Origin of the sequence: Pseudomonas sp. P39-UII1, from assembly GCF_039672635.1 — a bacterium.
Classification (GTDB): domain Bacteria; phylum Pseudomonadota; class Gammaproteobacteria; order Pseudomonadales; family Pseudomonadaceae; genus Aquipseudomonas.
Window position 1 is genome coordinate 192381 of record NZ_JBDFPP010000008.1, and the last position, 23774, is coordinate 216154.

Consider the following 23774-nt stretch of genomic DNA (forward strand, 5'->3'; position numbering starts at 1 on the left):
GTTGGCCTGGGCGCTCGATGCTTGCTTGTTGCGTATTGCTTGTAATTCGGGCCGGCAGTGCCGGCCCTGTTTGCGGCGCAAGGCCGCCCCTGCCAGGGCGCGCGGACGCCCGGCAGGAGAGGTGTATCAGTTGACTTGAGCGCCTTTGGCGATCCAGTCACCGACGAGCTTGCGCTCTTCGGCGGTCATCTGGGTGATGTTGCCCAGCGGCATGATCTGGCTGGCAACCGCTTGCGCCTGAATGCGCGCGGCCTGGGCCTGGATCTGTTGCGGGGTGTCGAACATCACGCCGGCAGGTGCGGCGCTGAACAGTGGGCTGGTCGGTTTGGACGAGTGGCACACGGTGCAGCGTTCCTGGATGACAGTGTGGATCTTGTCGAAGGCATCGCCGCCTACCTGGGCAGTGGCCTGGGCCGGAGCCTCGGTTGCTGCTGGGGCTTGAGCTGCCTTGGCAGCGTCCTCGGCGCGCTGCTCGGCAGCGGTCTTGCCACCCACGGCGGTCGCCGGCAGTGGTTGGTACTCAACCTTCGCCGCCGCCTGCTCAGGTGCAACAGCCATCGGCTTGGGGCCGGTGACGTAAGCCAGGCAGATCATCGCCAGGGCACCGACAGGCAGGGTCCAGGCGTACTTGGCGCTGTCGTGGCGGGTGTTGAAGTAGTGGCGGATCAGTACCGCAGCTACAGCAATGCCGGCCAGGATCAGCCAGTTGTACTGGCTACCGTAGGTGCTCGGGAAGTGGTTGCTGATCATGATGAACAGCACCGGCAGGGTGAAGTAGTTGTTGTGACGCGAACGCAGCAGGCCCTTGGCCGGCAGGCGTGGGTCGGGGGTGGTGTTGGCTTCGATCGCGGCTACCAGCTGGCGCTGGGCAGGCATGATGATGCGGAACACGTTACCGACCATGATGGTGCCGATGATGGCGCCGGTGTGCAGGTACGCGCCACGGCCGCTGAACACTTGGCTGAAGCCCCAGCACGCGGCGATGATCAGTACGAACAGCACGCCGCCAAGCAGCGCCGGGCGTTTGCCCAATGGCGAATCGCAGAGCAGGTCGTAGATGAACCAGCCGGCCACCAGCGAACCGATACCGATGGCCACGCCCTCGGCACCGCTCAGGGTGCTGCCAGGGGCCAGCAGGTACAGGGTCGGGTTCCAGTAGAACACCACGCACAGCAGCGCGATACCAGACATCCAGGTGAAGTAGGCTTCCCATTTGAACCAGTGCAGGTTCTCGGGCATCTTCGGCGGCGCCAGCTTGTATTTCTCGAGGTGGTAGATACCACCGCCGTGGATGGCCCAGAGGTCACCCGACAGCCCGTCACGCGGATTGCTCCGGTTCAGGTTGTTTTCCAGCCAGACGAAGTAGAACGATGCACCGATCCAGGCGACCCCGGTGATCATGTGAACCCAGCGAATGCTCAGGTTCAGCCATTCGTGAAGGTGTGCTTCCACAGTATGTACCTCTGCCAGTCACCAAACGATGACCGACCTTTTCTTATTGGTGGGGATTGAGGATCAGCATCTGTTCCTCGGTGAAGTAATGCTCATCGCAGTTGTTGCCAGAACCACTGCGATCAACCACCAGGAAATCATCCCGCTTTTCGATCGTAAGCACCGGGTGGTGCCAAACGCCGCGATGGTAATTGACGCCCTGCCTGCCATTACTGCGGAAGGCACGGACCAAGCCTGATACAGGTGCATCGCCAACCGGCGCGACCACGATCAGAAAGGGGTTGCCGAGCAGCGGGATGAAAGCCTGGCTGCCCAGCGGATGGCGTTCCAGCATGCGCACGGTCAGCGGCATGTCCTGCGCGTCGGCGCGGAAGATGCTGATGATCGCGTTGTCTTCAGGCTCGGCGGTCTCGACCGTGGCGAGCTTGTGAAAGCGCATGGTCGAGCCATTGTTGATCATGAAGTGGTCACTGCCATCGGTTTCGATAACGTCACCGAAGGCGGCGAAGGCTTCTTTGGTCAGGGGCTCGATCATCAGGGTGCGCATGCGGTTATCTCTTCTATGTTCGTTATTCTGGATAAGGCTCTTTCGTTGCTGTGGCGATTACAGCTGCAGCAAGCGGAACAGGGCGATCAGGTTGATCTGCGCCAGGGCTTCCTTGAACTCGGCATCCGCGTCGTTGTGAATGCGTTTTTCGAAAGCGGCGAGGATCTGGTGCCGGTTGCTGCCCTTGACCGCCATGATGAACGGGAACTGGAACTTGGCCTTGTAGGCATCGTTCAGCTCGGTGAACCGGGCGAACTCTTCGGCGGTGCACTGGTGAATACCGGCGCCGGCCTGCTCGTTGGTGCTCGATTCGGTCAGCTCGCCCTGCACGGCGGCTTTGCCGGCCAGGTCCGGGTGAGCGTTGATCAGTGCCAGCTGGTCTGCGTGGTTGGCGCTGAGCAGGATGTCGCTCATGCGCTGGTGCAGCGCCTCGATCTCGTCCAGCTCGCCCAGTTGACCGAGGTCATAGGCTTTTTCGGCGACCCACGGCGAGTGCTCGTAGATGTCAGCGAAGGCCTTGACGAAGGCGTCACGGTCCAGGGTCGATGGCTTGAGGGTCTTGAAGGCGGTCATCAGGCGTTCTCTTTCTTGTACGGGTGGGTGGCGTGCCAGTGGCGGGCGATGTCCGCACGACGGGCGAACCAGACCTGGTCGTGGCTCTTGGCGTAGTCGACGAAGCGCTTCAGCGCGGCCAGGCGCGCCGGGCGGCCGACCAGGCGGCAGTGCAGGCCGATGGAGAGCATTTTCGGTGCCTCGGCGCCTTCTTCGTACAGCACGTCGAAGGCGTCTTTGAGGTACTGGAAGAACTGCTCGCCGCAGTTGAAGCCCTGCACCTGGGTGAAGCGCATGTCGTTGGTGTCGAGGGTGTACGGGATCACCAGGTGCGGCTTGCCGGTCGGGTTGTTCGGCTCCCAGTAGGGCAGGTCGTCGTCGTAGGTGTCGCTGTCATAGAGGAAGCCGCCTTCCTCCATGACCAGGCGGCGGGTGTTCGGGCCGGTGCGGCCGGTGTACCAGCCTACCGGGCGCTCGCCGGTCAGTTCGGTGAGGATGCGGATGGCCTCGAGCATGTGCTCGCGCTCCTGGGCCTCGTCCATGTTCTGGTAGTCGATCCAGCGGTAGCCGTGGCTGCAGATCTCATGGCCGGCTTCGACCATGGCGCGGATCACATCCGGGTGGCGCTGTGCGGCCATGGCCACGGCAAACACGGTGAGGGGGACGCCACTGTCCTTGAACAGCTTGAGCAGGCGCCACACACCGGCGCGGCTGCCGTACTCGTACAGCGACTCCATGCTCATGTTGCGCTGGCCCTGCAGCGGCTGGGCGGCGACCATCTCGGACAGGAACGCTTCGGACTCTTTGTCACCGTGCAGGATGTTGCGCTCGCCACCTTCCTCGTAATTCAGCACGAAGGACAGCGCGATGCGAGCGTTGCCCGGCCATTGCGGGTGAGGAGGGTTGTTGCCGTAACCGATCAGGTCGCGAGGGTAGTCAGCGCTCACTGCAGTCTTCCTTCTTGTGCGTTTGTGCGGGGGTGGGCGGGCCGCGTCGGGATGTCGCACCACCGGATGGGCTGATTGTATACAACTTCTGAAATCTTTTGTAAGCCTGTTTTTCCGCATTTCTTCCCTTTTGTCGCCTGAGAATCGGTTGCAAGAAACCTGCCTAGTTGGTCAGTTAATGCGACGAGGGTCTGCACAGGGCCTGATTTGGCGGCAACGTGCATCGATTGCAGGGCCGCGACAGATGGGCTTAAAAAATTGTGTACAATCCTGAGCTGAAATGTCTTAATAACGCCATTCCCGCCCATCGCAGGCCCTTTGCCGTGCCGATGGCTGTGTATTTTTTGCCCACAGATTGAACAAGAGGCGACAAGCAATGGGACGTTTGACTACACACGTACTGGATGCTGCTCACGGCTGCCCGGGCAGCTCGATCAAAGTCGAGCTGTACCGTGTCGAAGGCCAGCAGCTGGAGCTGGTGAACACTGCCCTGACCAACAGCGATGGCCGCGTCGACGCGCCGCTGCTGCAGGGCGATGACTACCGTACCGGCGTTTACCAGCTGCAGTTCAGTGCTGGCGCCTACTACCGTGCTCGCGGCGTACAGCTGCCCGACACGGCGTTTCTGGATGTTGTTGTGCTGCGCTTTGGCATCGACGAGAAGCAGGAGCACTACCACGTGCCCCTGCTGATCTCGCCGTACAGCTATTCGACCTATCGCGGGAGCTAGTTGGTCGCTAGAAGAATCTTCGTAGGTCCTTGGCCCGCTCTCACACTGGCGGGCTTTTTTTCGTCTGCTCTTTTTGTGTTGCCTGTGCTGGCCCTATCGCCGGCAAGCCGGCTCCCACAGGTACCGCAGCGACGTTGGACATTGTGGGAGCCGGCTTGCCGGCGATAGGGCCACTACAGGCACCACAAAAGACAAAAGGGCGCCGAGGCGCCCTTTGTTGGTGCAAGTGGGTGTCAGAGGAACACGAACTTGGCAATGAAGATCGCGCACAGTACCCACAGGCTGGCCGAGATTTCCTTGTACTTGCCGGTACCCGCCTTCAATGCCACATAACTGATAAAGCCCAGGGCAATACCATCGGCCACCGAGAAGGTCAGCGGCATCATGATCACCGTGACGATCGCCGGAATGCTGTCGGTGGCTTCGTCCCAGTGGATGTGCGCCATGCTGCCCATCATCAGCATGGCCACGTAGATCAATGCACCCGCAGTGGCATAGGCCGGAATCATCCCGGCCAGCGGGGCGAAGAACATCGCTGCGACAAACAGCAAGCCGACCACTACTGCCGTAAGGCCGGTACGCCCGCCAGCGGCCACACCCGCGGCGCTCTCTACATAGCTGGTAACCGGCGGCACGCCAACCACGGCGCCGAATACGCTGGAAGCACTGTCAGCCTTCAACGCGCGCGACAAGCCCTCGATACGCCCATCCGGCGCCACCAGGTTGGCTCGCTGCGCCACACCCATCAGGGTGCCGGCAGTGTCGAACATGTGCACGAAGAGGAACGCCAGCACCACACTGATCATGCTGACGTTGAACACGCCTGCCACGTCCATCGCCATCCAGGTCGGTGCCAGGCTCGGCGGCATCGACATCACCCCGCCAAACTTCACCAGGCCCAGGCCCCAGCCCGCCAGAGTGACGCCGATGATGCTGATCAGGATCGCGCCAAACACGCGCTTGTAGCTGAGGATGGCGATCAGCAGGAAGCACACCGCTGCCAGCAACGGGCCGGGCTCGTGCAGCGAGCCCAGCTTGATCAGCGTGGCCGGGCTGTCGACGATGATGCCAGCAGTCTTCAGGCCGATCAGCCCGAGAAACAATCCGACGCCAGCCCCCATTGCATGGCGCAGGCTGACTGGAATGCTGTTGAGCAGCCATTCGCGCACTTTCGACAAGGTCAGGAACATGAACAGCACGCCCGAGACGAACACCGCGCCCAGGGCTGTTTCCCAGTTGTAGCCCATGGTGCCGACCACGGTATAGGTGAAGAAGGCGTTCAGCCCCATGCCCGGCGCCAGGCCCACCGGCCAGTTGGCGTACAGGCCCATCAGCAGGCAGCCGAGCGCGGCGGCGATGCAGGTGGCGACGAACGCCGCACCGTGATCGATGCCGGCGTCGGCCATGATGTTGGGGTTGACGAAGATGATGTAGGCCATGGTGATGAAGGTGGTCACCCCGGCAATCAGTTCGGTTTTGACCGTGCTGCCGTGTTGCTTGAGTTTGAAAATCCGTTCCAGCCAACTCGTTTCGAGCGGTGGAGCGAGATCCAGCGTAGGTGCGTCGGATTTGCGGCTTTCCACAGCGATACTCCTCAAGTCTTTCTTGTTGTTCTTGGAGCCAGTGACCTGCGCAATGCACTTGGTGGCTCCGCGAGGGATGGCAGACGTCTGACGCGTTTGTTGACTCACGGGTCAAGATGTTGCCCGATGGATTATGCTTTTGTGTACAAAGAAAGCAAATAATGTTTTATGTTTTGTGCGCACAATCCGCCGCGCATCGGCTATATAGGTAAAAGCCCACCTGCAGAAACGGCTCAGCCTGTGTACAATGGCGCCATACTTTCCTTCGTGCTTCGAGAGCTCATGAACGAACAGCTGCAACCTCTGAAGAAACCTGCACGCGTCGGCAAGGCTGGCCGCAGTGGTACCCAGGACGACATCGTCTATGCGCATATCTTCGAGGCGATACTCGAGCAGCGCCTCGCGCCGGGCACCAAGTTGAGCGAGGAAGCGCTGGGCGAGATCTTTGGCGTCAGCCGCACCATCATTCGTCGTGCTTTGTCGCGCCTGGCCCATGAAAGCGTGGTGCTGCTGCGGCCCAATCGCGGTGCGGTGGTGGCAAGCCCCACGGTCGAAGAGGCGCGCCAGGTGTTTTTCTCGCGGCGTATGGTCGAGCGCGCCATCACCGAGCTGGCCGTGCAGCACGCCACCTTGGAGCAGCTCAACGAACTGCGGCAGATGGTGCGTGAAGAGCGCGACAGCTTCTCGCGTGGCGACCGCGGCGCTGGCATCCGGCTTTCCGGCGAGTTCCACCTGAAGCTCGCCGAGGCGGCTGGCAATGCACCGCTGGTCAGCTTCCAGCGCAGCCTGGTCTCGCAAACGTCACTGATCATTGCCCAGTACGAAAGCGGCAACCGCTCGCACTGCTCGTACGACGAGCACATGCAATTGATCGATGCCATCGAGGCGCGTGACGCCGAGCAGGCGGTGAGCCTGATGATGCACCACATGGACCACATCGACAGCAAGCTGAACCTGGACGAGGAGAGCGCCTCGGACGACCTGCATGCGGTGTTCTCGCACCTGCTGAAAAAGCCGAAGGTGTCGGCCAAGGGTTGATCGTTTGCCTGGCTGAACAAGGGGCCGCTTCGCGCCCCATCGCCGACAAGCCGGCTCCCACAAGTACCGCGCAGCCCATGAGGCTGGCGCTGTCCCTGTGGGAGCCGGCTTGCCGGCGATGGGGCGCGAAGCGGCCCTTCTTTATTACTGGCCATTGTTCCCGGGTCTGCTAAATTCTTGTGGGCAAACCTTCATCAAGTAGTTGGGCTTGCGCAGTCCCCTGCGTTCAACTACATGAGGAAAGGTTCATGTCGACGTCTTTGGGTGTGCGCATGGGTGCCGAACTGGTCGGCACCTTCTGGTTGGTACTTGGCGGCTGTGGCAGTGCGGTAATCGCAGCCAGTTCCCCGCTCGGCATCGGCGTTCTCGGTGTCGCTTTCGCTTTCGGCCTCACTGTGCTGACCATGGCATTCGCCATCGGCCATATCTCCGGCTGCCATCTCAACCCTGCGGTTTCCTTCGGGTTGGTGGTGGGTGGGCGCTTCCCCGCCAAAGAATTACTCCCTTATGTCATCGCTCAACTGATCGGCGCGGTCATTGCCGCAGCGGTGATTTACTTCATCGCCAGCGGCAAGGCGGGTTTCGAGTTGTCGGCAGGGTTGGCGTCCAACGGCTATGCCGACCATTCCCCCGGGGGCTATTCGCTGGGCGCCGGCTTTGTCAGCGAAGTGGTGATGACGGCGATGTTCCTGGTAGTGATCATGGGCGCCACCGACGCCCGTGCCCCGGCAGGCTTCGCGCCAATCGCCATTGGCCTGGCGCTGACGCTGATCCACCTGATCTCGATCCCGGTGACCAACACCTCGGTCAACCCCGCGCGCAGCACGGGGCCGGCAGTGTTTGTCGGTGGCTGGGCGTTGCAGCAGCTGTGGCTATTCTGGCTGGCGCCGCTGATCGGGGCGGCGATCGGCGGCGCGCTGTACCGCGGCCTGGCGAAACAGCCTTAGCGCTGGTGCACGCAACGCCCGGCAGCGTAGGTTTCACGCACTGTGCGGTCGTCGCCCAGGGTGGTCAGCACGAACAGGGTCTCTTCGATGCTGCTGGACTGCTGGATGCGGTAGTCCAGCAGCGGCGTCGCCTTGTAGTCGAGGACCACGAAGTCGGCATCGTTACCAGGGCGCAGGCTGCCGATGCGGTCGTCCAGGCGCAGCGCACGGGCGCCACCGAGGGTGGCCAGGTACAGTGACTTGTACGGGTGCAGGCGTGCGCCCTGCAATTGCATCACCTTGTACGCTTCGTTCAGGGTGTTGAGCAGCGAGAAGCTGGTGCCGGCCCCCACGTCGGTGCCCAGGCCCACATTGACCTTGAATTTCTCGGCTTGCGGCAGGTTGAACAGGCCGCTGCCGAGGAACAGGTTGGAGGTAGGGCAGAAGGCAATGGCCGAGCCGGTTTCCGACAGGCGCTGGCATTCGTCGTCACACAGGTGCACGCCGTGGGCGAACACCGAGCGCTCACCGAGCAGCTCGAAGTGGTCGTACACGTCCAGGTAACCCTTCTGCTCGGGGAACAGCTCCTTGACCCAGTCGATTTCCTTGAGGTTCTCGGACAGGTGGGTGTGCATGTACACGCCCGGGTGCTCTTTGAGCAGTTGGCCGGCCAGTGCCAGTTGCTCCGGGGTGCTGGTCGGCGCGAAGCGTGGGGTTACCGCATAGTGCAACCGGCCCTTGCCGTGCCAGCGCTCGATCAGCGCCTTGCTCTCGGTGTAAGAGGTTTCGGCAGTATCGGTCAGGTAGTCCGGTGCGTTGCGGTCCATCATCACCTTGCCGGCGATCAGGCGCAGGTCCAGGCGCTCGGCCTCTTCGAACAAGGCATTGACCGACTGCGGGTGCACGCTGCCGAACACCAGCGCAGTGGTGGTGCCGTTGCGCAGCAGTTCCTGCAGGAAGATCTTCGCCACCTTGTCGGCGTGATCCTTGTCAGCGAACTGCTTTTCGCAGGGGAAGGTGTAGGTATTGAGCCAATCCAGCAGCTGTTCGCCGTAGGAACCGATCATGCCGGTTTGCGGGAAGTGGATGTGGGTGTCGATGAAGCCTGGGGTGATCAGGGCGTCCTGATAATGCACCACCTCAATGTCGGCATCGAGGGTCGGCAGCAGCTCGCTGGCGTGGCCAAGGGCGCTGATGCGGCCATTGTCGATCACCAGCAGGCCGTCCTCGTAGTACTCATGGGAAGCGTCCAGGCCCACCTCGGCCGGGTCGGCGATGCTGTGCAGGATGGCGGCACGGTAGGCTTTGCGGGTAACAGTCATAACTCACTCGTCAAATGGCTTGGCTGCGCCGGGAAGGCGGCAGCAACTGGGCAATGGGGCCGGCATTGACGCCAGCGTCGTGCTGGCCGAAGCAGGCGTTGTAGGTGGCGATGATTTCGGCGGCGATGGACACGGCGATCTCGATCGGCAGCTTGCCCTTGACCTCGGCGAGGCCCATCGGGCAGCGCATGCGCGCCATCACGGCGTCATCGAAACCGCGCTCGCGCAGGCGGTGCTCGAACTTGACCCGTTTGGTCTTCGAGCCGATCAGGCCGAACCAGGTGAAATCGTTGCGCTTGAGAATGGCGGCGGTCAGCTCCAGATCGAGCTGGTGGTTGTGGGTCATGACGATGCAGTAGCAACCGGCAGGCAGCTCGGCCACTTCGTCGACCGGCTCCTCGCTGACCACCTTGGTCACCCCGTTGGGGATGAGCTCGGGGAATTCCTGTTCACGCGAATCGATCCAGCGCACCCGGCAGGGCAGCGCGGCGAGCAAGGGTACCAGAGCCCGGCCGACATGGCCCGCGCCGAACACTGCGATCTGTGCCTGCACGGCAGTCATCGACTCGAACAGCAGCACGGTCACGCCGCCACAGCACTGGCCCAGGCTGGCCCCGAGGCTGAAGCGCTCCAGGTGTGGGGTGGTGCGGTGTTCTTCCAGCATCTGCCTGGCGATGTGCAGCGCCTTGAACTCCAGGTGGCCACCGCCGATGGTGTCGTACAGGCCGCTGGTGCTGACGACCATTTTCGAGCCGGCGTTACGCGGCGTCGAGCCGCGTTCCTCGATGATGGTCACCAGCACGCAGGGTTCGCCGCGGGCCTGGTGGTCGGCGAGGGCGTTGATCCATTGGTGCATGATTCAACCTCTCTTGAAGGCTGACTCCGTCTCCTGTGGGAGCGGGCTTGTCCCGCGAATGCGGCAGTGGCCGCACCATCGTATTCGCGGGGCAAGCCCGCTCCCACAGGGTAATACAGTGTCAGTGAGTGACGGTTTCCAGTTCCTGTGCCGGCTGCGCCGCGGCCACGTCCTTGCGCATCTGCTCACACCCCCACAACACCCGCTCCGGCGTCGCCGGGGCATCGATGTTCGGCTGCACGCGGTAGTCGGCAATGCTGGCCACGGCGTCCTTGATTGCACACCAGGCAGCGATGCCGAGCATGAACGGCGGCTCGCCGACGGCCTTGGAGTGGAACACGGTGTCTTCCGGGTTCTTGCGGTTTTCCACCAGCTTCACCCGCAGGTCCAGCGGCATGTCGGCCACGGCCGGGATCTTGTAGCTGGCCGGGCCGTTGGTCATCAGCTTGCCCTTGGCGTTCCACACCAGCTCTTCGGTGGTCAGCCAACCCATGCCCTGAATGAAGCCGCCTTCCACCTGGCCGATGTCGATGGCTGGGTTCAGCGAGTCGCCAACGTCATGCAGGATATCGGCGCGCAGCATCTTGTACTCGCCGGTCAGGGTGTCGACGATCACTTCCACGCAGGCGGCGCCGAATGCGTAGTAGTAGAACGGCCGGCCACGTGCCTGGCTACGGTCGTAGAAGATCTTCGGCGTGCGGTAGAAGCCGGTGGTCGACAGCGACACCTGGGCAAAATACGCCTGCTGCACCAACTGCTCGAAGCTTACGATCTGGTCGCGCACGCGCACATGGCCGTTGCGGAATTCGACGTCTTCTTCAGTCACCTGATAGTGCCGCGCGGCGAACTCGGTGAGGCGCTTCTTGAGAATCTCGGCAGCATTTTGCGCGGCCTTGCCGTTCAGGTCGGCACCGCTGGACGCCGCCGTTGGCGAGGTGTTGGGTACCTTGTCAGTATTGGTGGCGGTAATCTGGATGCGGTTGAAGTCGACCTGAAATACCTGCGCCACCACCTGCGCGACCTTGGTGTTCAGGCCTTGGCCCATTTCGGTGCCGCCATGGTTCAGGTGAATGCTGCCGTCGGTGTAGATATGGATCAGCGCACCGGCCTGGTTGAGGAAGGTGGCGGTGAACGAAATGCCGAACTTGACCGGGGTCAGCGCCAGGCCCTTCTTGAGCACCGGGCTGTTGGCGTTGAAGCGGCGGATCGACTCACGGCGCTCGGCGTAGTCGCTGCTAACTTCCAGGTCTGCGGTCATTTCGTCGAGCATGTTGTGCTCGACGGTCTGGTAGTAGTGGGTGACGTTGCGCTCGGTCTTGCCGTAGTAGTTGGCCTTGCGCACAGCCAGCGGGTCACGGCCCAGGTGGCGGGCGATGTGGTCCATGACCTGCTCGATGGCGACCATGCCCTGCGGGCCGCCAAAGCCACGGTAGGCGGTGTTGGAAGCGGTATTGGTCTTGCAGCGGTGGCCATGCACGGTGGCATCGCCCAGGTAGTAGGCGTTGTCGGAGTGGAACATGGCGCGGTCGACGATCGAACCCGACAGGTCGGGCGAGTAGCCGCAGTTGCCGGCCAGGTCGAAGTTGATGCCGTGCAGGCGGCCCGTGTCATCGAAGCCAACGTCGTACTCGACATAGAACGGGTGACGCTTGCCGGTCATCATCATGTCTTCGACACGCGGCAGGCGCATCTTGGTCGGCTGGCCGGTCAGGCGGGCAACCACCGCGCACAGGCAGGCAGGGCTTGCGGCCTGGGTTTCCTTGCCACCAAAACCGCCGCCCATGCGGCGCATGTCCAGCACCACCTTGTTCATCGGCACGTCGAGCACCTCGGCGACCAGCTTCTGCACTTCAGTGGGGTTTTGCGTGGAACAGAAGACGATCATGCCGCCATCTTCGGTGGGCATCACCGAGGAGATCTGCGTCTCCAGGTAGAAGTGCTCCTGGCCACCGATGTGCAAGGTGCCTTGCAGCCGGTGTGGGGCGCTGGCCAGCGCTGCAGCGGAATCACCCCGCTGGTGGGTGTGGCTGTCGAGCACGAAGTGCTTCTTGCGCAACGCCTCGACCACGTCCAGTACCGGCTCCAGGTCTTCGTATTCGACGATTGCGGCCATCGCCGCACGGCGTGCGGTGTCGAGGTCGCGAGCGGCCACGGCGAGCACTGGCTGGCCGAAGAACTCGACCTTGTCGATGGCCAGCAGCGGATCACCGGCGACCACTGGGCCGATGTCTTTCAGGCCTGGGATGTCTTCGTGGGTGATGGCGATACGCACACCTTCGAAGGCATAGCATGGCGTGGTGTCGATGCGCAAAATGCGCGCGTGGGCGCGGTCGGCGGTACGCGCGTAGACATGCAGCTGGTTGGGGAAATCCAGGCGGTCGTCGATGTACACGGCCTCACCGGCCACGTGCTTGTCGGCGCTGTCGTGCTTGACGCTGCGGCCGACCCCGGTGGTCAGGTCCTGGCTGAACAGTGCGGCCATCTCGGCCTGGCTCTTGACGGCGTGATGGTTAGACATAGTCGGTCACCCGGGTTTCGATGTGCGGCGTTTGCAGTTCGATGAAGTACTTGCGCAGCAGGTTCTGCGCGGTCAGCAGGCGGTATTCCTTGCTGGCGCGGAAGTCGCTGAGTGGCGTGAAGTCTTCGGCCAAGGCCTGGCAGGCACGCTCGATGCTGGCCTGGTTCCACGGTTTGCCGCGCAGGGCCGCTTCACAGGCGCGGGCACGTTTGGGGATGGCGGCCATGCCGCCGAAGGCGATGCGCACGCCGCTGACCACGCCGTCTTCGATGCTCAGGTTGAAGGCTGCACATACCGCCGAAATGTCGTCATCCAGGCGTTTGGACACCTTGTAGGCGCGGAAGGCCCAGTCGTTGCTGGCACGTGGCACGATGATCTTCTCGATGAACTCGCTGTCCTGGCGGGCAGTGATGCGGTAGTCGATGAAGTAATCCTCCAGCGCCATGCTGCGCTGGCGGTCACCTTGGCGCAGGACAATCTGCGCATCCAGTGCGATCAGCAAGGGTGGCGAGTCGCCGATCGGCGAGGCGTTGCCGATGTTGCCGCCCAGGGTGCCCTGGTTGCGGATCTGCAGCGAGGCGAAGCGGTGCAGCAGGTCGCCGAAGTCGGGGTATTCCTCGTTCAGTGCGCCGTAGCAGTCGGTCAGCGGGGTGGCAGCGCCGATTTCCAGGTGGTTGGCGGTCTTGTCGATGCGCTTGAGTTCTGCCACATGGCCGACATAGATCATCACCGGCAAGGTCTTGTGGAACTGCGTGACTTCCAGCGCCAGGTCAGTGCCCCCGGCCAGCAGGCGTGCCTCGGGGTGCGAGCTGTACAGGTCGGCCAGGTCGGCGACGGTCAGTGGTACCAGGCAGCGCTTGTCACCGCTGTTGAGTTCGCCGGTTTGGGTCGGTGCGATAGCCTTCAGGCGGCTGATGGTCTGCGCCTGCTGGGCGTCGAACTGGTCGCGGCAGGGCAGGCGGCAGCTCTGTTCGGCGGCATCGAGGATCGGCCGGTAGCCGGTGCAGCGGCACAGGTTGCCAGCAAGGGCTTCCTGGGCCTGGTGCAGGTCGTGGCCCTGGCTGTTCTTCTGCAGGGCGAACAGCGACATGACGAAACCTGGCGTGCAGAACCCGCATTGGGAGCCGTGGCAGTCAGCCATGGCTTGTTGCACGCTGTGCAGTGCGCCCTGGTGCTTGAGGCCCTCGACGCTGATCAGTTGCTTGCCGTGCAGTGACGAGACGAAGGTCAGGCAGGAGTTGAGGCTGCGATAACGCAAGCTGTCCTGGCCGTCGTCATCCTGGGTCAGCTCGCCGACCACCACGGTGCAGGCGCCGCAGTCGCCGCTGGCGCAGCCTTCTTTGGTGCCGGGTTTGCCCAGGTGCTCGCGCAGGTACTGCAGCACCGTCATGTTCGGGTCCAGGGCGTGCTCGTTACGCAGCTCCTGGTTGACGAGAAACTGGATCACGGGGGATGGCCTCGCAATGGTTTTATTGTTGTTGGGCGGACAATAAGCAGAGCTGACACGCTGGTCAATAATTTTCTGACTTAAGGGTCAAGAAATTCTCCGCAGGAGAATCTGGCCGCCCAGGTTGCCCATATTCAAAGCATAGATCGGGCCGCGCACGCGGCTATCTGGCGAGTCAAATAAAGCCTGCTGCCCCTCTGCGCGTGGGCTGACCAAGTGCGCTACAATCGCCAACTTGTGCCCAGTTCAATGATTTTGAAGGAAAACCATGACGTTCAAGGCGCCGGACAGCCTCTCCGAGCAAATTGCCGACTACCTGGCCGAACGCATCATCCGCGGCGAGCTCGTGCCGGGTGAGCGCATCCAGGAGCAGAAGGTCACCCAGGCGCTGAACGTCAGCCGTGGCTCGGTGCGCGAGGCGCTGTTGATCCTCGAACGTCGCCATCTGGTCGCGATCTTGCCGCGCCGTGGCGCCCATGTGACCAAGCTGGACGAACGCAGCGTGCGCAGCCTGTGCACCCTGATGGGCGAGTTCTACATTCTATTGGGCAATGCCGTTGCGCAAAAATGGCGCACCGACAACGACCTGCGCCCGTTCCTGGACATCCAGCAGCGCCTTCAGCAGGCCCGCGAGCTGGGCGACATCAAGGCGTTTGTCGGCGACAGTTTTGCGGTGATGCGCGCCGCCTATCCGTTCGCCGACAACCCCTACCTGCAGGAGACCGTCGAAAACCTGCAGCCGGCCATGAGCCGTGCCTACTACCTGGCCCTGGACCAGCGCCAGGCCAACATGCTCGATTACCTGGACCTGTTCGCCCGCCTGCTCGACGCCGTGGTCGCCCGTGACCTGCCGCGCATCCGCGAGGTACTCACCGCCTATTGCCAGCGCAGTTGCGAGCTGGTGCTGGCGGCGCTGGCCCGAGGCTGACCGATGCGCCTCAAGTGCATTCGCCTGGCTGGGTTCAAGTCGTTCGTCGACCCCACCACGGTCAACTTCCCCAGCAACATGGCGGCCGTGGTCGGCCCCAATGGCTGTGGCAAGTCCAACATCATCGATGCCGTGCGCTGGGTGATGGGCGAAAGCTCGGCCAAAAACCTGCGCGGCGAGTCGATGACCGACGTCATCTTCAACGGTTCTACCAGCCGCAAGCCCGTGAGCCAGGCCAGCATCGAGCTGGTCTTCGACAACAGCGAAACGACGCTGCTGGGCGAATACGCCGCCTACGCGGAAATTTCCATCCGGCGCAAGGTCACCCGCGACGGGCAGAACACCTATTACCTCAACGGCACCAAGTGCCGCCGGCGTGACATCACCGACATCTTCCTCGGCACCGGCCTGGGGCCGCGCAGCTACTCGATCATCGAACAGGGCATGATCTCCAAGCTGATCGAAGCCAAGCCCGAAGAACTGCGCAACTTCATCGAAGAGGCGGCGGGTATCTCCAAGTACAAGGAGCGCCGCCGCGAGACCGAGAACCGCATCCGCCGTACCCAGGAGAACCTGGCGCGCCTGACCGACCTGCGCGAAGAGCTGGAGCGCCAGCTCGAACGCCTGCACCGCCAGGCCCAGGCTGCCGAAAAATACCGTGAGTACAAGGCTCTGGAGCGCCAGCTGAAGGCGCGCTTGTCGGCCCTGCGCTGGCGCGACCTGGATGAGCGCGTGCGTCAACGCGAGTCGGTGATCGGCGACCAGGATGTCGCCCATGAGGCGCTGGTCGCCGAGCAACGCAATGCCGATGCCAGCATCGAGCGCCTGCGTGATGGCCATCACGAACTGTCCGAACGTTTCAACCAGGTTCAAGGCCGCTTCTATTCGGTGGCCGGTGATATCGCGCGCGTCGAGCAGAGCATCCAGCACGGCCAGCAGCGCCTGCGCCAGTTGCAGGATGACCTCAAGGAAGCCGAACGCACGCGCCTCGAGACCGAGTCGCACCTGGGGCACGACCGTACCCTGCTGGCCACCCTTGGCGAAGAGCTGGCCATGCTCGAGCCGGAGCAGGAAATGACCTTGGCCGCTGCAGAAGAGGCCGCTGCCACCCTCGAGGAAGCGGAACTGGGCATGCACGGCTGGCAAGAGCAATGGGACAGCTTCAACACCCGCTCCGCCGAGCCGCGCCGCCAGGCCGAAGTGCAGCAATCGCGCCTGCAGCAACTTGAAGCCAGCCTAGAGCGCATGGCCGAGCGCCAGCGCAAGCTTGGCGAGGAGCGCGACCAGCTCGGCGCCGACCCGCAGGGTGACGCGATGCTCGAGCTCTCCGAGCAGTTGGCCGCCAGCGAGATGCAGCTGGAGGCGTTGCAGCTGTCGGAGGAACAGGTGGTCGAGGGCCTTGAAGGCCTGCGCGCGCAGCTGCAGCAGGCGGTCCACGCGCAACAGCAACAGCAGGGCGACCTGCAGCGCCTCGGTGGCCGCCTGGCCTCGCTGGAGGCACTGCAGCAAGCCGCGCTGGAGCCAGGCGCAGGGACCGCCGACTGGCTGCGCGGGCAAGGCCTGGAGCAACGGCCGCGGCTGGCCGAAGGGTTGCGGGTGGAGCCGGGTTGGGAGCTGGCAGTGGAAACGGTGCTGGGCGCCGACCTGCAGGCCGTGCTGCTGGATGAACTCGACAGTCTCGACTTTGCCGGCCTGGAACAGGGGGAATTGCGCTTGCTGCTGGCCGGCGGGGAAGGGCCGCGCCAGGCGGGCAGCCTGCTCGACAAGGTCGAGGGGCCTGTCGACCTGGCGCCGTGGCTGGCCCAGGTAAAACCGGTCGAAGACCTCGCCCAGGCGCTGGCCCTGCGCGCCGCCCTCGCCGATGGGCAGAGCCTGGTCAGCCGTGACGGCTATTGGGTGGGCCGGCATTTCCTGCGCGTTAGCCGTGGTGGCGACGCCCAGGGCGGCGTGCTGGCCCGCGGGCAGGAAATCGAGCGTCTTGGCCAGGAGCAGCTGGAGCTGGAGGCCGCGCTGGAGCAGCTGGAGCAACAGCTGCAGGTACTGCGCGAGCAGCAGTCGGGCCTTGAAGAGCAGCGCGAACAGCTGCGCCGGCGCACCCAGGACGAAAGCCGTCAGCATGGCGAACTCAAGGCCAGCCTCAGTGCCAGCCGTGCCCGCGCCGAGCAGGTCGAGCTGCGCCGTCGCCGCCTGCATGAAGAATTGAGCGAACTCCAGGAACAGCGCGCCCTGGAGCATGAACAGCTGGGCGAGGCGCGCCTGATATTGCAGGACGCCCTGGACCTGATGGCCCAGGACACCGAGCAGCGCGAGCAGTTGATGGCCCGGCGCGACACGTTGCGCGAAGGCCTCGACCGCATCCGCCAGGAAGCTCGCCAGCACAAGGACCACGCCCACCAGTTGGCCGTGCGCCTGGGCTCGCTGCGCGCCCAGCACGACTCCACGCGCCAGGCCCTGGAGCGCCTGGAGCAACAGGCCGCGCGCCTGAGCGAGCGTCAGGAGCAACTGAGCCTGAACCTGGAAGAGGGCGAGGCGCCGCAAGAAGAACTGCGCCTGAAGCTTGAAGAACTGCTGGAGCGGCGCATGAGCGTCGACGAGGAAATGCGCCTGGCCCGCCTGCACATGGACGAAGCCGACCGCGCGCTGCGCGAGGCCGAAAAGCGCCGCACCCAGGCCGAGCAACAGGCGCAACTGCTGCGCGGGCAACTGGAGCAGCTGCGCCTGGAAAACCAGGGGCTGGATGTGCGACGTAAAACCCTGCAGGAACAATTGCTGGCCGACGGCTACGATTTGCAAGGGGTACTCGCCACTGTCGAGCCCGATGCCAGCGAGCAGGGCACCGAGCAGGAACTGGAGCAGATCGATGCGCGCATCCAGCGCCTCGGTGCTATCAACCTGGCGGCGATCGAGGAATACGAACAGCAGTCCGAGCGCAAGCGCTACCTCGACGCTCAGGATGCCGACCTGGTGGAGGCGCTGGACACCCTTGAAAACGTCATCCGCAAGATCGACAAGGAAACCCGAAACCGCTTCAAGGATACCTTTGATCAGATAAATGCCGGATTACAGGCACTTTTCCCAAAAGTTTTCGGTGGTGGCAGCGCTTATCTGGAACTGACGGGCGAAGATCTACTCGATACAGGGGTGACGATCATGGCGCGCCCGCCGGGCAAGAAGAACAGCACCATCCATTTGCTGTCCGGCGGCGAGAAAGCACTGACCGCCCTGGCGCTGGTGTTTGCCATCTTCAAGCTGAACCCCGCACCGTTCTGCATGCTCGACGAGGTCGATGCTCCGCTGGACGATGCCAACGTCGGGCGTTACGCGCGGCTGGTGAAGGAAATGAGTGAAACGGTGCAGTTCATCTACATCACCCATAACAAGATCGCCATGGAGATGGCGGATCAGTTGATGGGGGTGACCATGCACGAGCCCGGTTGCTCACGTCTTGTTGCAGTTGATGTGGAGGAGGCCCTGGCCATGGTTGATGCCTGATGAAGGAAGATTGGGCGGATTCTGTAGGTAAATGCCCCCGTCATGTGCGACAGACGGTGTAAAGTTGTCTTTGGTCGTGCTAGCTTAATGTCACTCGTTTTTTGCGTGGGTAAAACGCCTGTCAGAACATAGAGTTGGCGCCACGTGTTAAAGGGCTTTGAAGCCTTTGTTTTCAAGCATATTTTTATAGAGGCACGGGATTACATGGAAATCGGTCTGCGCGAGTGGCTGATCCTCATCGGCATCATTGTCATTGCCGGTATTCTTTTCGACGGCTGGCGCCGCATGCGCGGCGGGAAAGGCAAGTTGAAATTCCGTCTGGACCGCAGCTACGCCAACGTGCCCGACGAAGAGGGCAGCGCTGAAGTGCTCGGCCCGTCGCGGGTGCTGGATAACCACAAGGAGCCAGAGCTGGACGAAAGCGATCTGCCGTCGCTCAGTGCACCGGCGCGTGAACGCGAGCGCGAGCGCGAGCAAAAGCCGGCCAAAGCCAGCAAGCGAGCCAAGCGCGCCGCCGAAGTGCAGCCGCAGGGCGACCTGGACCTGGTGGCCGAGCAGCGTGAGCCAGACCTGTTCGCTGACAGCGACGAAGACTTTGCCGCCGACAACAACCGCAACAACGGGTTCACGGCCAATGGCAATGCCGCCGCCAAAGAGCTGCCGCCGGTCGAGGAAGTGCTGGTGATCAGCGTCATTTCTCGCGACGAAGGTGGTTTCAAGGGCCCAGCGCTGCTGCAGAACATTCTTGAAAGCGGCTTGCGTTTCGGTGAGATGGACATCTTCCACCGTCACGAGAGCATGGCCGGCCACGGCGAAGTGCTGTTCTCCATGGCCAACGCGGTCAAGCCGGGCATCTTCGACCTGGACGACATCGACCATTTCAGCACCCGTGCGGTGAGCTTCTTCCTCGGCCTGCCAGGCCCGCGTCACCCGAAGCAGGCCTTCGACGTGATGGTGGCCTCGGCACGCAAACTGGCGCACGAGCTCAATGGCGAGCTCAAGGACGACCAGCGCAGCGTGCTGACCGCGCAGACCATCGAGCATTACCGCCAGCGCATCGTTGAGTTCGAGCGCCGTGCGCTGACCCAGAAACGCTGATGTCATTGAGCGAGCGGACCTTGCCCCGGTCCTGCTCGCTTCGTTTCAAGCGCAAGAGCAGCCTAGGGCTGCTCTTTTGCTTTGCAAGAGAACCTGAAGAATGAACGCCGAATCCCGAATCCACGCCTTGCGCGCTGAGCTCGACCAGCACAACTACCGCTACTACGTGCTCGACGAGCCGAGTGTGCCGGACGCCGAATACGACCGCCTGTTCAACGAGCTCAAGGCCCTCGAAGCCGAGCACCCGCACCTGGTGACGCCAGACTCGCCAACCCAGCGTGTCGGCGGCGCCGCTTTGGCCGCCTTCAGCCAGGTCCGTCACGAAGTGCCCATGCTCAGCCTCGGTAACGCCTTCGAGGAAGCCGACCTGCGCGAGTTCGGCCGCCGTGTGGTGGAGGGGCTCGACCAACCCGGTGCGGTGGACTACAGCTGTGAGCCCAAGCTCGACGGCCTGGCGGTAAGCCTGCTGTATCGCGATGGCCAGTTGGTGCAGGGCGCCACCCGTGGCGATGGCACCACCGGCGAAGACATCAGCGCCAACGTGCGCACCGTGCGCAATATTCCGCTCAAGCTGCAAGGCGAGGGCTGGCCTGCGGTGCTCGAAGTGCGCGGTGAAGTATTCATGAGCAAGGCCGGTTTCGACCGCCTCAACGCCTCCCAGGCCGCAGCCGGTGGCAAGACGTTCGCCAACCCGCGCAACGCCGCAGCTGGCAGCTTGCGCCAGCTGGACTCGAAGATTACCGCCAGCCGCCCGCTGGAATTCTGCTGCTACGGCGTAGGGCAGGTCTCGGCCAGCATCGGCGAAAGCCACATCGGTATTCTCGAACAGCTCAAGGCGTGGGGCCTGCCAATCAGTCGCGAGCTCAGGCATGCCGCCGGTATCGAAGAGTGCCTGGAGTACTACCGTGACATCGGCGAGCGGCGTAACAGCCTGCCGTACGAAATCGATGGCGTGGTGTTCAAGGTCAACAGCCTGGCGGCCCAGCGCGAATTGGGTTTCCGCGCCCGCGAACCGCGCTGGGCCATCGCCCACAAGTTCCCGGCCATGGAAGAACTCACCGAGGTGCTGGACGTCGAGTTTCAGGTCGGCCGCACCGGTGCGGTAACGCCGGTGGCACGCCTCAAGCCGGTCAAGGTGGCGGGTGTGACCGTGTCCAACGCCACGTTGCACAACATGGACGAAATTGCCCGCCTGGGCCTGCGCATTGGCGATACGGTGATCATCCGTCGGGCCGGTGACGTGATCCCGCAGGTGATGCAGGTGGTGCTCGAGCGCCGCCCTGAGGCGGCCCGCCCGGTGCAGGTGCCAAGCGAATGCCCGGTGTGTGGCTCGCAGGTCGAGCGTACCCAGCTGGTCAAGCGCAGCAAGGGCAAGGAGACCACCAGCGAAGGCGCGATGTACCGCTGCGTCGGCCGCCTGGCCTGTGGCGCCCAACTCAAGCAGGCGATCATCCACTATGTGTCGCGCCGGGCCATGGACATCGACGGCCTGGGCGAGAAGAGCGTCGAGCAACTGGTGGACGAAGGCCTGATCCGTTCGCCGGCGGACCTCTACAAGCTGGAATTCGATCAGATCGTCGGCCTGGAAGGCTTTGCCGAAGTCTCCAGCAAGAAGCTGCTGGATGCCATCGAAACCAGCAAGCGCCCGAGCCTGGCGCGTTTCATCTACGCCCTGGGTATCCCGGATGTAGGCGAGGAGACCGCCAAGGTTCTGGCCCGCTCGTTGGGCAGCCTGGCGCGGGTGCAGCAGGCATTGCCGCAAGTACTGACCTACCTGCCGGACATCGGCCTTGAAGTGGCGTACGAGATCCACAATTTCTTCGAAGACGAGCACAACCAGCAGGTGATCGAGCAGTTGTTGGCCAGCGGCATGCAGCTGCAGGACGAGGGGGAGCTGGCCGCCGAATTTGCCGCCAGTGCCACCTTGGCCGGGATGATCGCCAAGCTCGACATTGCCTCGGTGGGGCCTACCGGTGCGCAAAAGCTGGTCGCCAAGCTCGACAGCCTGGACAAGATCATCGCCGCCGACGGTATCGACTTGCGCCAGGCCCTGGCGGCCAAGCAGGCTGATGCGGTGCGTGAGTTCTTCAAGGACGAGGCCAACCAGCAGCTGGCCCGTAATATCGAGGCGCAGTTGCTGGCGTTCGGCATGCACTGGAACAGCGAGAAGAAGGTGGCTGAAGGTTTGCCGCTGGCTGGCCAGACCTGGGTGCTGACCGGCACCCTGGAGCGCATGAGCCGCGACATCGCCAAGGAGAAGCTGGAAGGCCTGGGTGCAAAAGTGGCCGGTTCGGTGTCCGGCAAGACCCACTGCGTAGTCGCTGGGCCCGGTGCCGGCTCCAAGTTGGCGAAGGCGAGCGAGCTGGGGGTGAAGGTGCTTGACGAGGATGCGTTTGTGGTGTTCCTGGGCGAGCAGGGCATCAGCGTCTGACAGTTCCGGCCTCATCGCCGGCAAGCCGCCTCCCACGGGTATTGCACTGCCCTCAGGCTCAGTGAGGTCCCTGTGGGAGCGGGCTTGCCCGCGAAGAGGCCGGCCCAGACACCCTCGATTTGGACAAGTCATTGAGAAATGATGACTTTTTCTCCCCCAGAGGTTGTATCTGCTCCCCAGACCGGTACAATGGCGCCACTCGCTGTTCAGCGAGCCGCGTAGTGGTGGCCCCACCGGTCCCCCCGCATTGATTACCCGTTAACCTGGTCAGGCCCGGAAGGGAGCAGCCATAGCGGGAACATCGAGTGCCGGGGTGTGGCTGGTGGGGCCGCCTCCATTTCTGGGGTCGGAAAACCATGTGCATACGCGCTTGGCTCTTGGTCTCATCTCCCCAGCGCCAATGCTAACCTAGCAGCAGAATGCCGCCGACCAGCAAGGCAATGGTGAATCCTGCCCCAAGGCTAAATAGTAGAAACTCTTCCCACAGAGAGGAGCTATTTGTTCGACGCAGATCTTCGTCAAGTGCCTCAATTATGTCCCGCTGTATTCGCTTGATGTTTTCTTGGTGTGGAGCGGACATGATTTCCCCTCTAGTCTGGATGGCGGGAGAGCGCTCATAGCTTGATGATCAGGCCTAAGATGCCTCCGGCGGCTGTAGCAATAGCTGACCCTGCCACTATGGGATACCAGCGCGTTTCTCGTGCCAATTTGCGGGCCTCCGCGCTCAGTTTATTAGCTTCTGCCACGAGCTTGCGATTTTCCAGGTGCAGCTTGTCCAGTTCCAGGTTTTCTCGATCATCTTGAAGCATAAGCCACCTTACCGGGTGACGGCATAGGCCTTGGTGCGGGTATTCTGGGCCTTGTGTACTCGTATGGAAATCGTTCACTTCTGTTGGAGTCGTAGTCCCAGCCTGTGCATCAAGTGGTCCATCTTGGCTTTGAAGGGGTGTATGGGGAGCCCCTTACATAAAAACAGGATCATTCCTACAACCATGCATTTGCTGACGAATTATCCTACGTACTCTGTCGACACCCTTCTGATTGTCTCTGGAAACCTCGCCCTATAGCCTTTTGCGGTCGCTGTCGGTTCAGCGATCGGGTGTGGAAGCCTGGAAGCGGTCACGTCGGGCAGTTGTCGTTTATGGCAGCTGTGCGCGGGAGGTATTCGTACCTGCTGGGTTTCCCACGTGCCTGGTCTTCCACCCCGTGTACAGCTGCCACCCCTCATGCGTGGAAGCAGGCGGGCGCAGCTCAGATAACGTGGAGCTGTTATGAAAAAAATTGTCCCTGATCCGCCACACGCTTTCGAACTTCCTCCCGGCAAATCCCTCTCCCGCGCCATCAGTGACGGCATCGTGCCGATTGAGTTCGTGATGATGAATGTCACCCATTACCTGATGTTCGCCTACAGCGACAGCCGGCGGGCGCTTGAGCGGATCGAAGATGAAGAGACGCGGCAGCAGCTGGAGCATGGGTTGCGAGCGATGCAGATTGCCTGGGGCCAGGCCGATGCGGTGGCGATGGCGGTTGAGCGGCAGGTTGGATCAGCGTAATGGCTGACAGGCGCTTGCCTTGAGGTGTATGCCGTTTTCAAGATCGAGCGCCGCCCGCGCGGCGCATCGCGGCTAAAGCCGCTCCTACATTTGTTGCAACGTGCCATGGCCTGATAGGCCATAGTTGTCAGCCTTGTTGGCACGCCGCGATTTTTCGGCTGACGCTGCCGGCGCCTCACCTGTCTTCAGCCATGCGCCAAGGCGAACAACCATGGCCTGGCTGGAACGGCACGTTGCAACAAATGTAGATACCGTCTTGACCCTCACCCTGCAAGAGCGATTTTGGGATCAAACGGTATCCCCGACTTCACCACCCCGTAAACCAGGTGCAGCAGCTTGCGCATCGCCGCGCAA

18 protein-coding genes and 1 other RNA gene are annotated in these 23774 nt (G+C 62.7%); 9 read left to right on the forward strand and 10 right to left on the reverse strand.

The genetic code is table 11. The features are described from left to right. Nucleotides 1-126: 126 nt before the first annotated feature. The 4 genes from ABEH27_RS13390 to puuE are packed head-to-tail and all read right to left on the reverse strand — an operon-like array spanning nt 127 to nt 3498. Entirely contained in the window at nt 127-1452 is a 1326-nt protein-coding gene (locus tag ABEH27_RS13390; protein WP_346614047.1) for a urate hydroxylase PuuD, read from the reverse strand. A gap of 43 nt (nt 1453-1495) precedes the next feature. Continuing rightward, nucleotides 1496-1999 carry an ureidoglycolate lyase gene (locus ABEH27_RS13395; RefSeq protein WP_346614048.1) on the reverse strand — a complete coding sequence of 168 codons (504 nt, stop codon included), beginning with the start codon at nt 1997-1999 and terminating at the stop codon, nt 1496-1498. A 57-nt stretch (nt 2000-2056) separates the two neighbouring features. Then, nucleotides 2057-2572: a 2-oxo-4-hydroxy-4-carboxy-5-ureidoimidazoline decarboxylase gene (gene uraD, locus ABEH27_RS13400; protein ID WP_346614049.1), complete on the reverse strand. Its 516-nt coding sequence runs from the start codon at nt 2570-2572 to the stop codon at nt 2057-2059. Further along, a complete protein-coding gene (puuE, locus tag ABEH27_RS13405) occupies nt 2572-3498 on the reverse strand; it encodes an allantoinase PuuE (protein ID WP_346614050.1) in 927 nt (308 codons plus the stop codon). The genes uraD and puuE overlap by 1 nt, the downstream gene beginning before the upstream one ends. A 376-nt stretch (nt 3499-3874) precedes the next feature. On the opposite strand from puuE, the gene uraH reads away from it, so the two are divergent. Beyond that, nucleotides 3875-4228, forward strand: coding sequence for a hydroxyisourate hydrolase (gene uraH / locus ABEH27_RS13410; protein WP_054884130.1), 354 nt, complete (start codon nt 3875-3877; stop codon nt 4226-4228). A 233-nt stretch (nt 4229-4461) separates the two neighbouring features. Here uraH and ABEH27_RS13415 read toward each other — a convergent pair whose 3' ends face one another. Next, nucleotides 4462-5781, reverse strand: coding sequence for an NCS2 family permease (locus ABEH27_RS13415; protein ID WP_346614064.1), 1320 nt, complete (start codon nt 5779-5781; stop codon nt 4462-4464). Nucleotides 5782-6093: 312 nt separating this feature from the next. On the opposite strand from ABEH27_RS13415, the gene ABEH27_RS13420 reads away from it, so the two are divergent. Then, on the forward strand, nt 6094-6849 hold the full coding sequence (locus tag ABEH27_RS13420) for a GntR family transcriptional regulator (RefSeq protein ID WP_054899986.1): 756 nt from the start codon (nt 6094-6096) through the stop codon (nt 6847-6849). Between the two features lie 248 nt (nt 6850-7097). Next, entirely contained in the window at nt 7098-7796 is a 699-nt protein-coding gene (gene aqpZ, locus ABEH27_RS13425) for an aquaporin Z (RefSeq protein WP_346614051.1), read from the forward strand. Here the strand turns inward: aqpZ and guaD are convergent. From guaD to xdhA, 4 genes are all read right to left on the reverse strand, one after another. Further along, on the reverse strand, nt 7793-9097 hold the full coding sequence (gene guaD / locus ABEH27_RS13430) for a guanine deaminase (protein ID WP_346614052.1): 1305 nt from the start codon (nt 9095-9097) through the stop codon (nt 7793-7795). The genes aqpZ and guaD overlap by 4 nt on opposite strands. A 10-nt stretch (nt 9098-9107) precedes the next feature. Beyond that, on the reverse strand, nt 9108-9953 hold the full coding sequence (gene xdhC / locus ABEH27_RS13435; RefSeq protein WP_346614053.1) for a xanthine dehydrogenase accessory protein XdhC: 846 nt from the start codon (nt 9951-9953) through the stop codon (nt 9108-9110). A 121-nt stretch (nt 9954-10074) separates the two neighbouring features. Continuing rightward, nucleotides 10075-12471: a xanthine dehydrogenase molybdopterin binding subunit gene (gene xdhB / locus ABEH27_RS13440; protein WP_346614054.1), complete on the reverse strand. Its 2397-nt coding sequence runs from the start codon at nt 12469-12471 to the stop codon at nt 10075-10077. Continuing rightward, on the reverse strand, nt 12464-13918 hold the full coding sequence (gene xdhA, locus ABEH27_RS13445; RefSeq protein WP_346614055.1) for a xanthine dehydrogenase small subunit: 1455 nt from the start codon (nt 13916-13918) through the stop codon (nt 12464-12466). Before xdhA ends, xdhB begins: the two co-directional genes overlap by 8 nt. A gap of 268 nt (nt 13919-14186) precedes the next feature. Between xdhA and ABEH27_RS13450 the strand changes: the two genes are divergently transcribed. The 5 genes from ABEH27_RS13450 to ffs all read left to right on the forward strand — a co-directional run bounded on the left by ABEH27_RS13450 (nt 14187) and on the right by ffs (nt 22195). Continuing rightward, the gene (locus tag ABEH27_RS13450) at nt 14187-14846 is read left to right on the forward strand and encodes a GntR family transcriptional regulator (RefSeq protein ID WP_346614056.1); all 660 of its coding nucleotides are present in this window, start codon (nt 14187-14189) and stop codon (nt 14844-14846) included. Nucleotides 14847-14849: 3 nt separating this feature from the next. Beyond that, nucleotides 14850-18338, forward strand: a complete 3489-nt coding sequence (smc, locus tag ABEH27_RS13455) for a chromosome segregation protein SMC (RefSeq protein ID WP_346614057.1) — start codon at nt 14850-14852, stop codon at nt 18336-18338. A gap of 204 nt (nt 18339-18542) precedes the next feature. After that, nucleotides 18543-19436, forward strand: a complete 894-nt coding sequence (gene zipA, locus ABEH27_RS13460) for a cell division protein ZipA (protein WP_346614058.1) — start codon at nt 18543-18545, stop codon at nt 19434-19436. A 100-nt stretch (nt 19437-19536) separates the two neighbouring features. Beyond that, the gene (gene ligA, locus ABEH27_RS13465) at nt 19537-21867 is read left to right on the forward strand and encodes an NAD-dependent DNA ligase LigA (protein ID WP_346614059.1); all 2331 of its coding nucleotides are present in this window, start codon (nt 19537-19539) and stop codon (nt 21865-21867) included. A 231-nt stretch (nt 21868-22098) separates the two neighbouring features. Continuing rightward, nucleotides 22099-22195: signal recognition particle sRNA small type (gene ffs / locus ABEH27_RS13470), an RNA gene on the forward strand. A 286-nt stretch (nt 22196-22481) separates the two neighbouring features. Here the strand turns inward: ffs and ABEH27_RS13475 are convergent. After that, nucleotides 22482-22676, reverse strand: coding sequence for a hypothetical protein (locus ABEH27_RS13475; protein WP_346614060.1), 195 nt, complete (start codon nt 22674-22676; stop codon nt 22482-22484). A gap of 462 nt (nt 22677-23138) precedes the next feature. Here ABEH27_RS13475 and ABEH27_RS13480 point away from each other — a divergent pair, with 462 nt between their 5' ends. Continuing rightward, entirely contained in the window at nt 23139-23420 is a 282-nt protein-coding gene (locus tag ABEH27_RS13480) for a hypothetical protein (RefSeq protein ID WP_346614061.1), read from the forward strand. Nucleotides 23421-23774 lie beyond the last annotated feature (354 nt).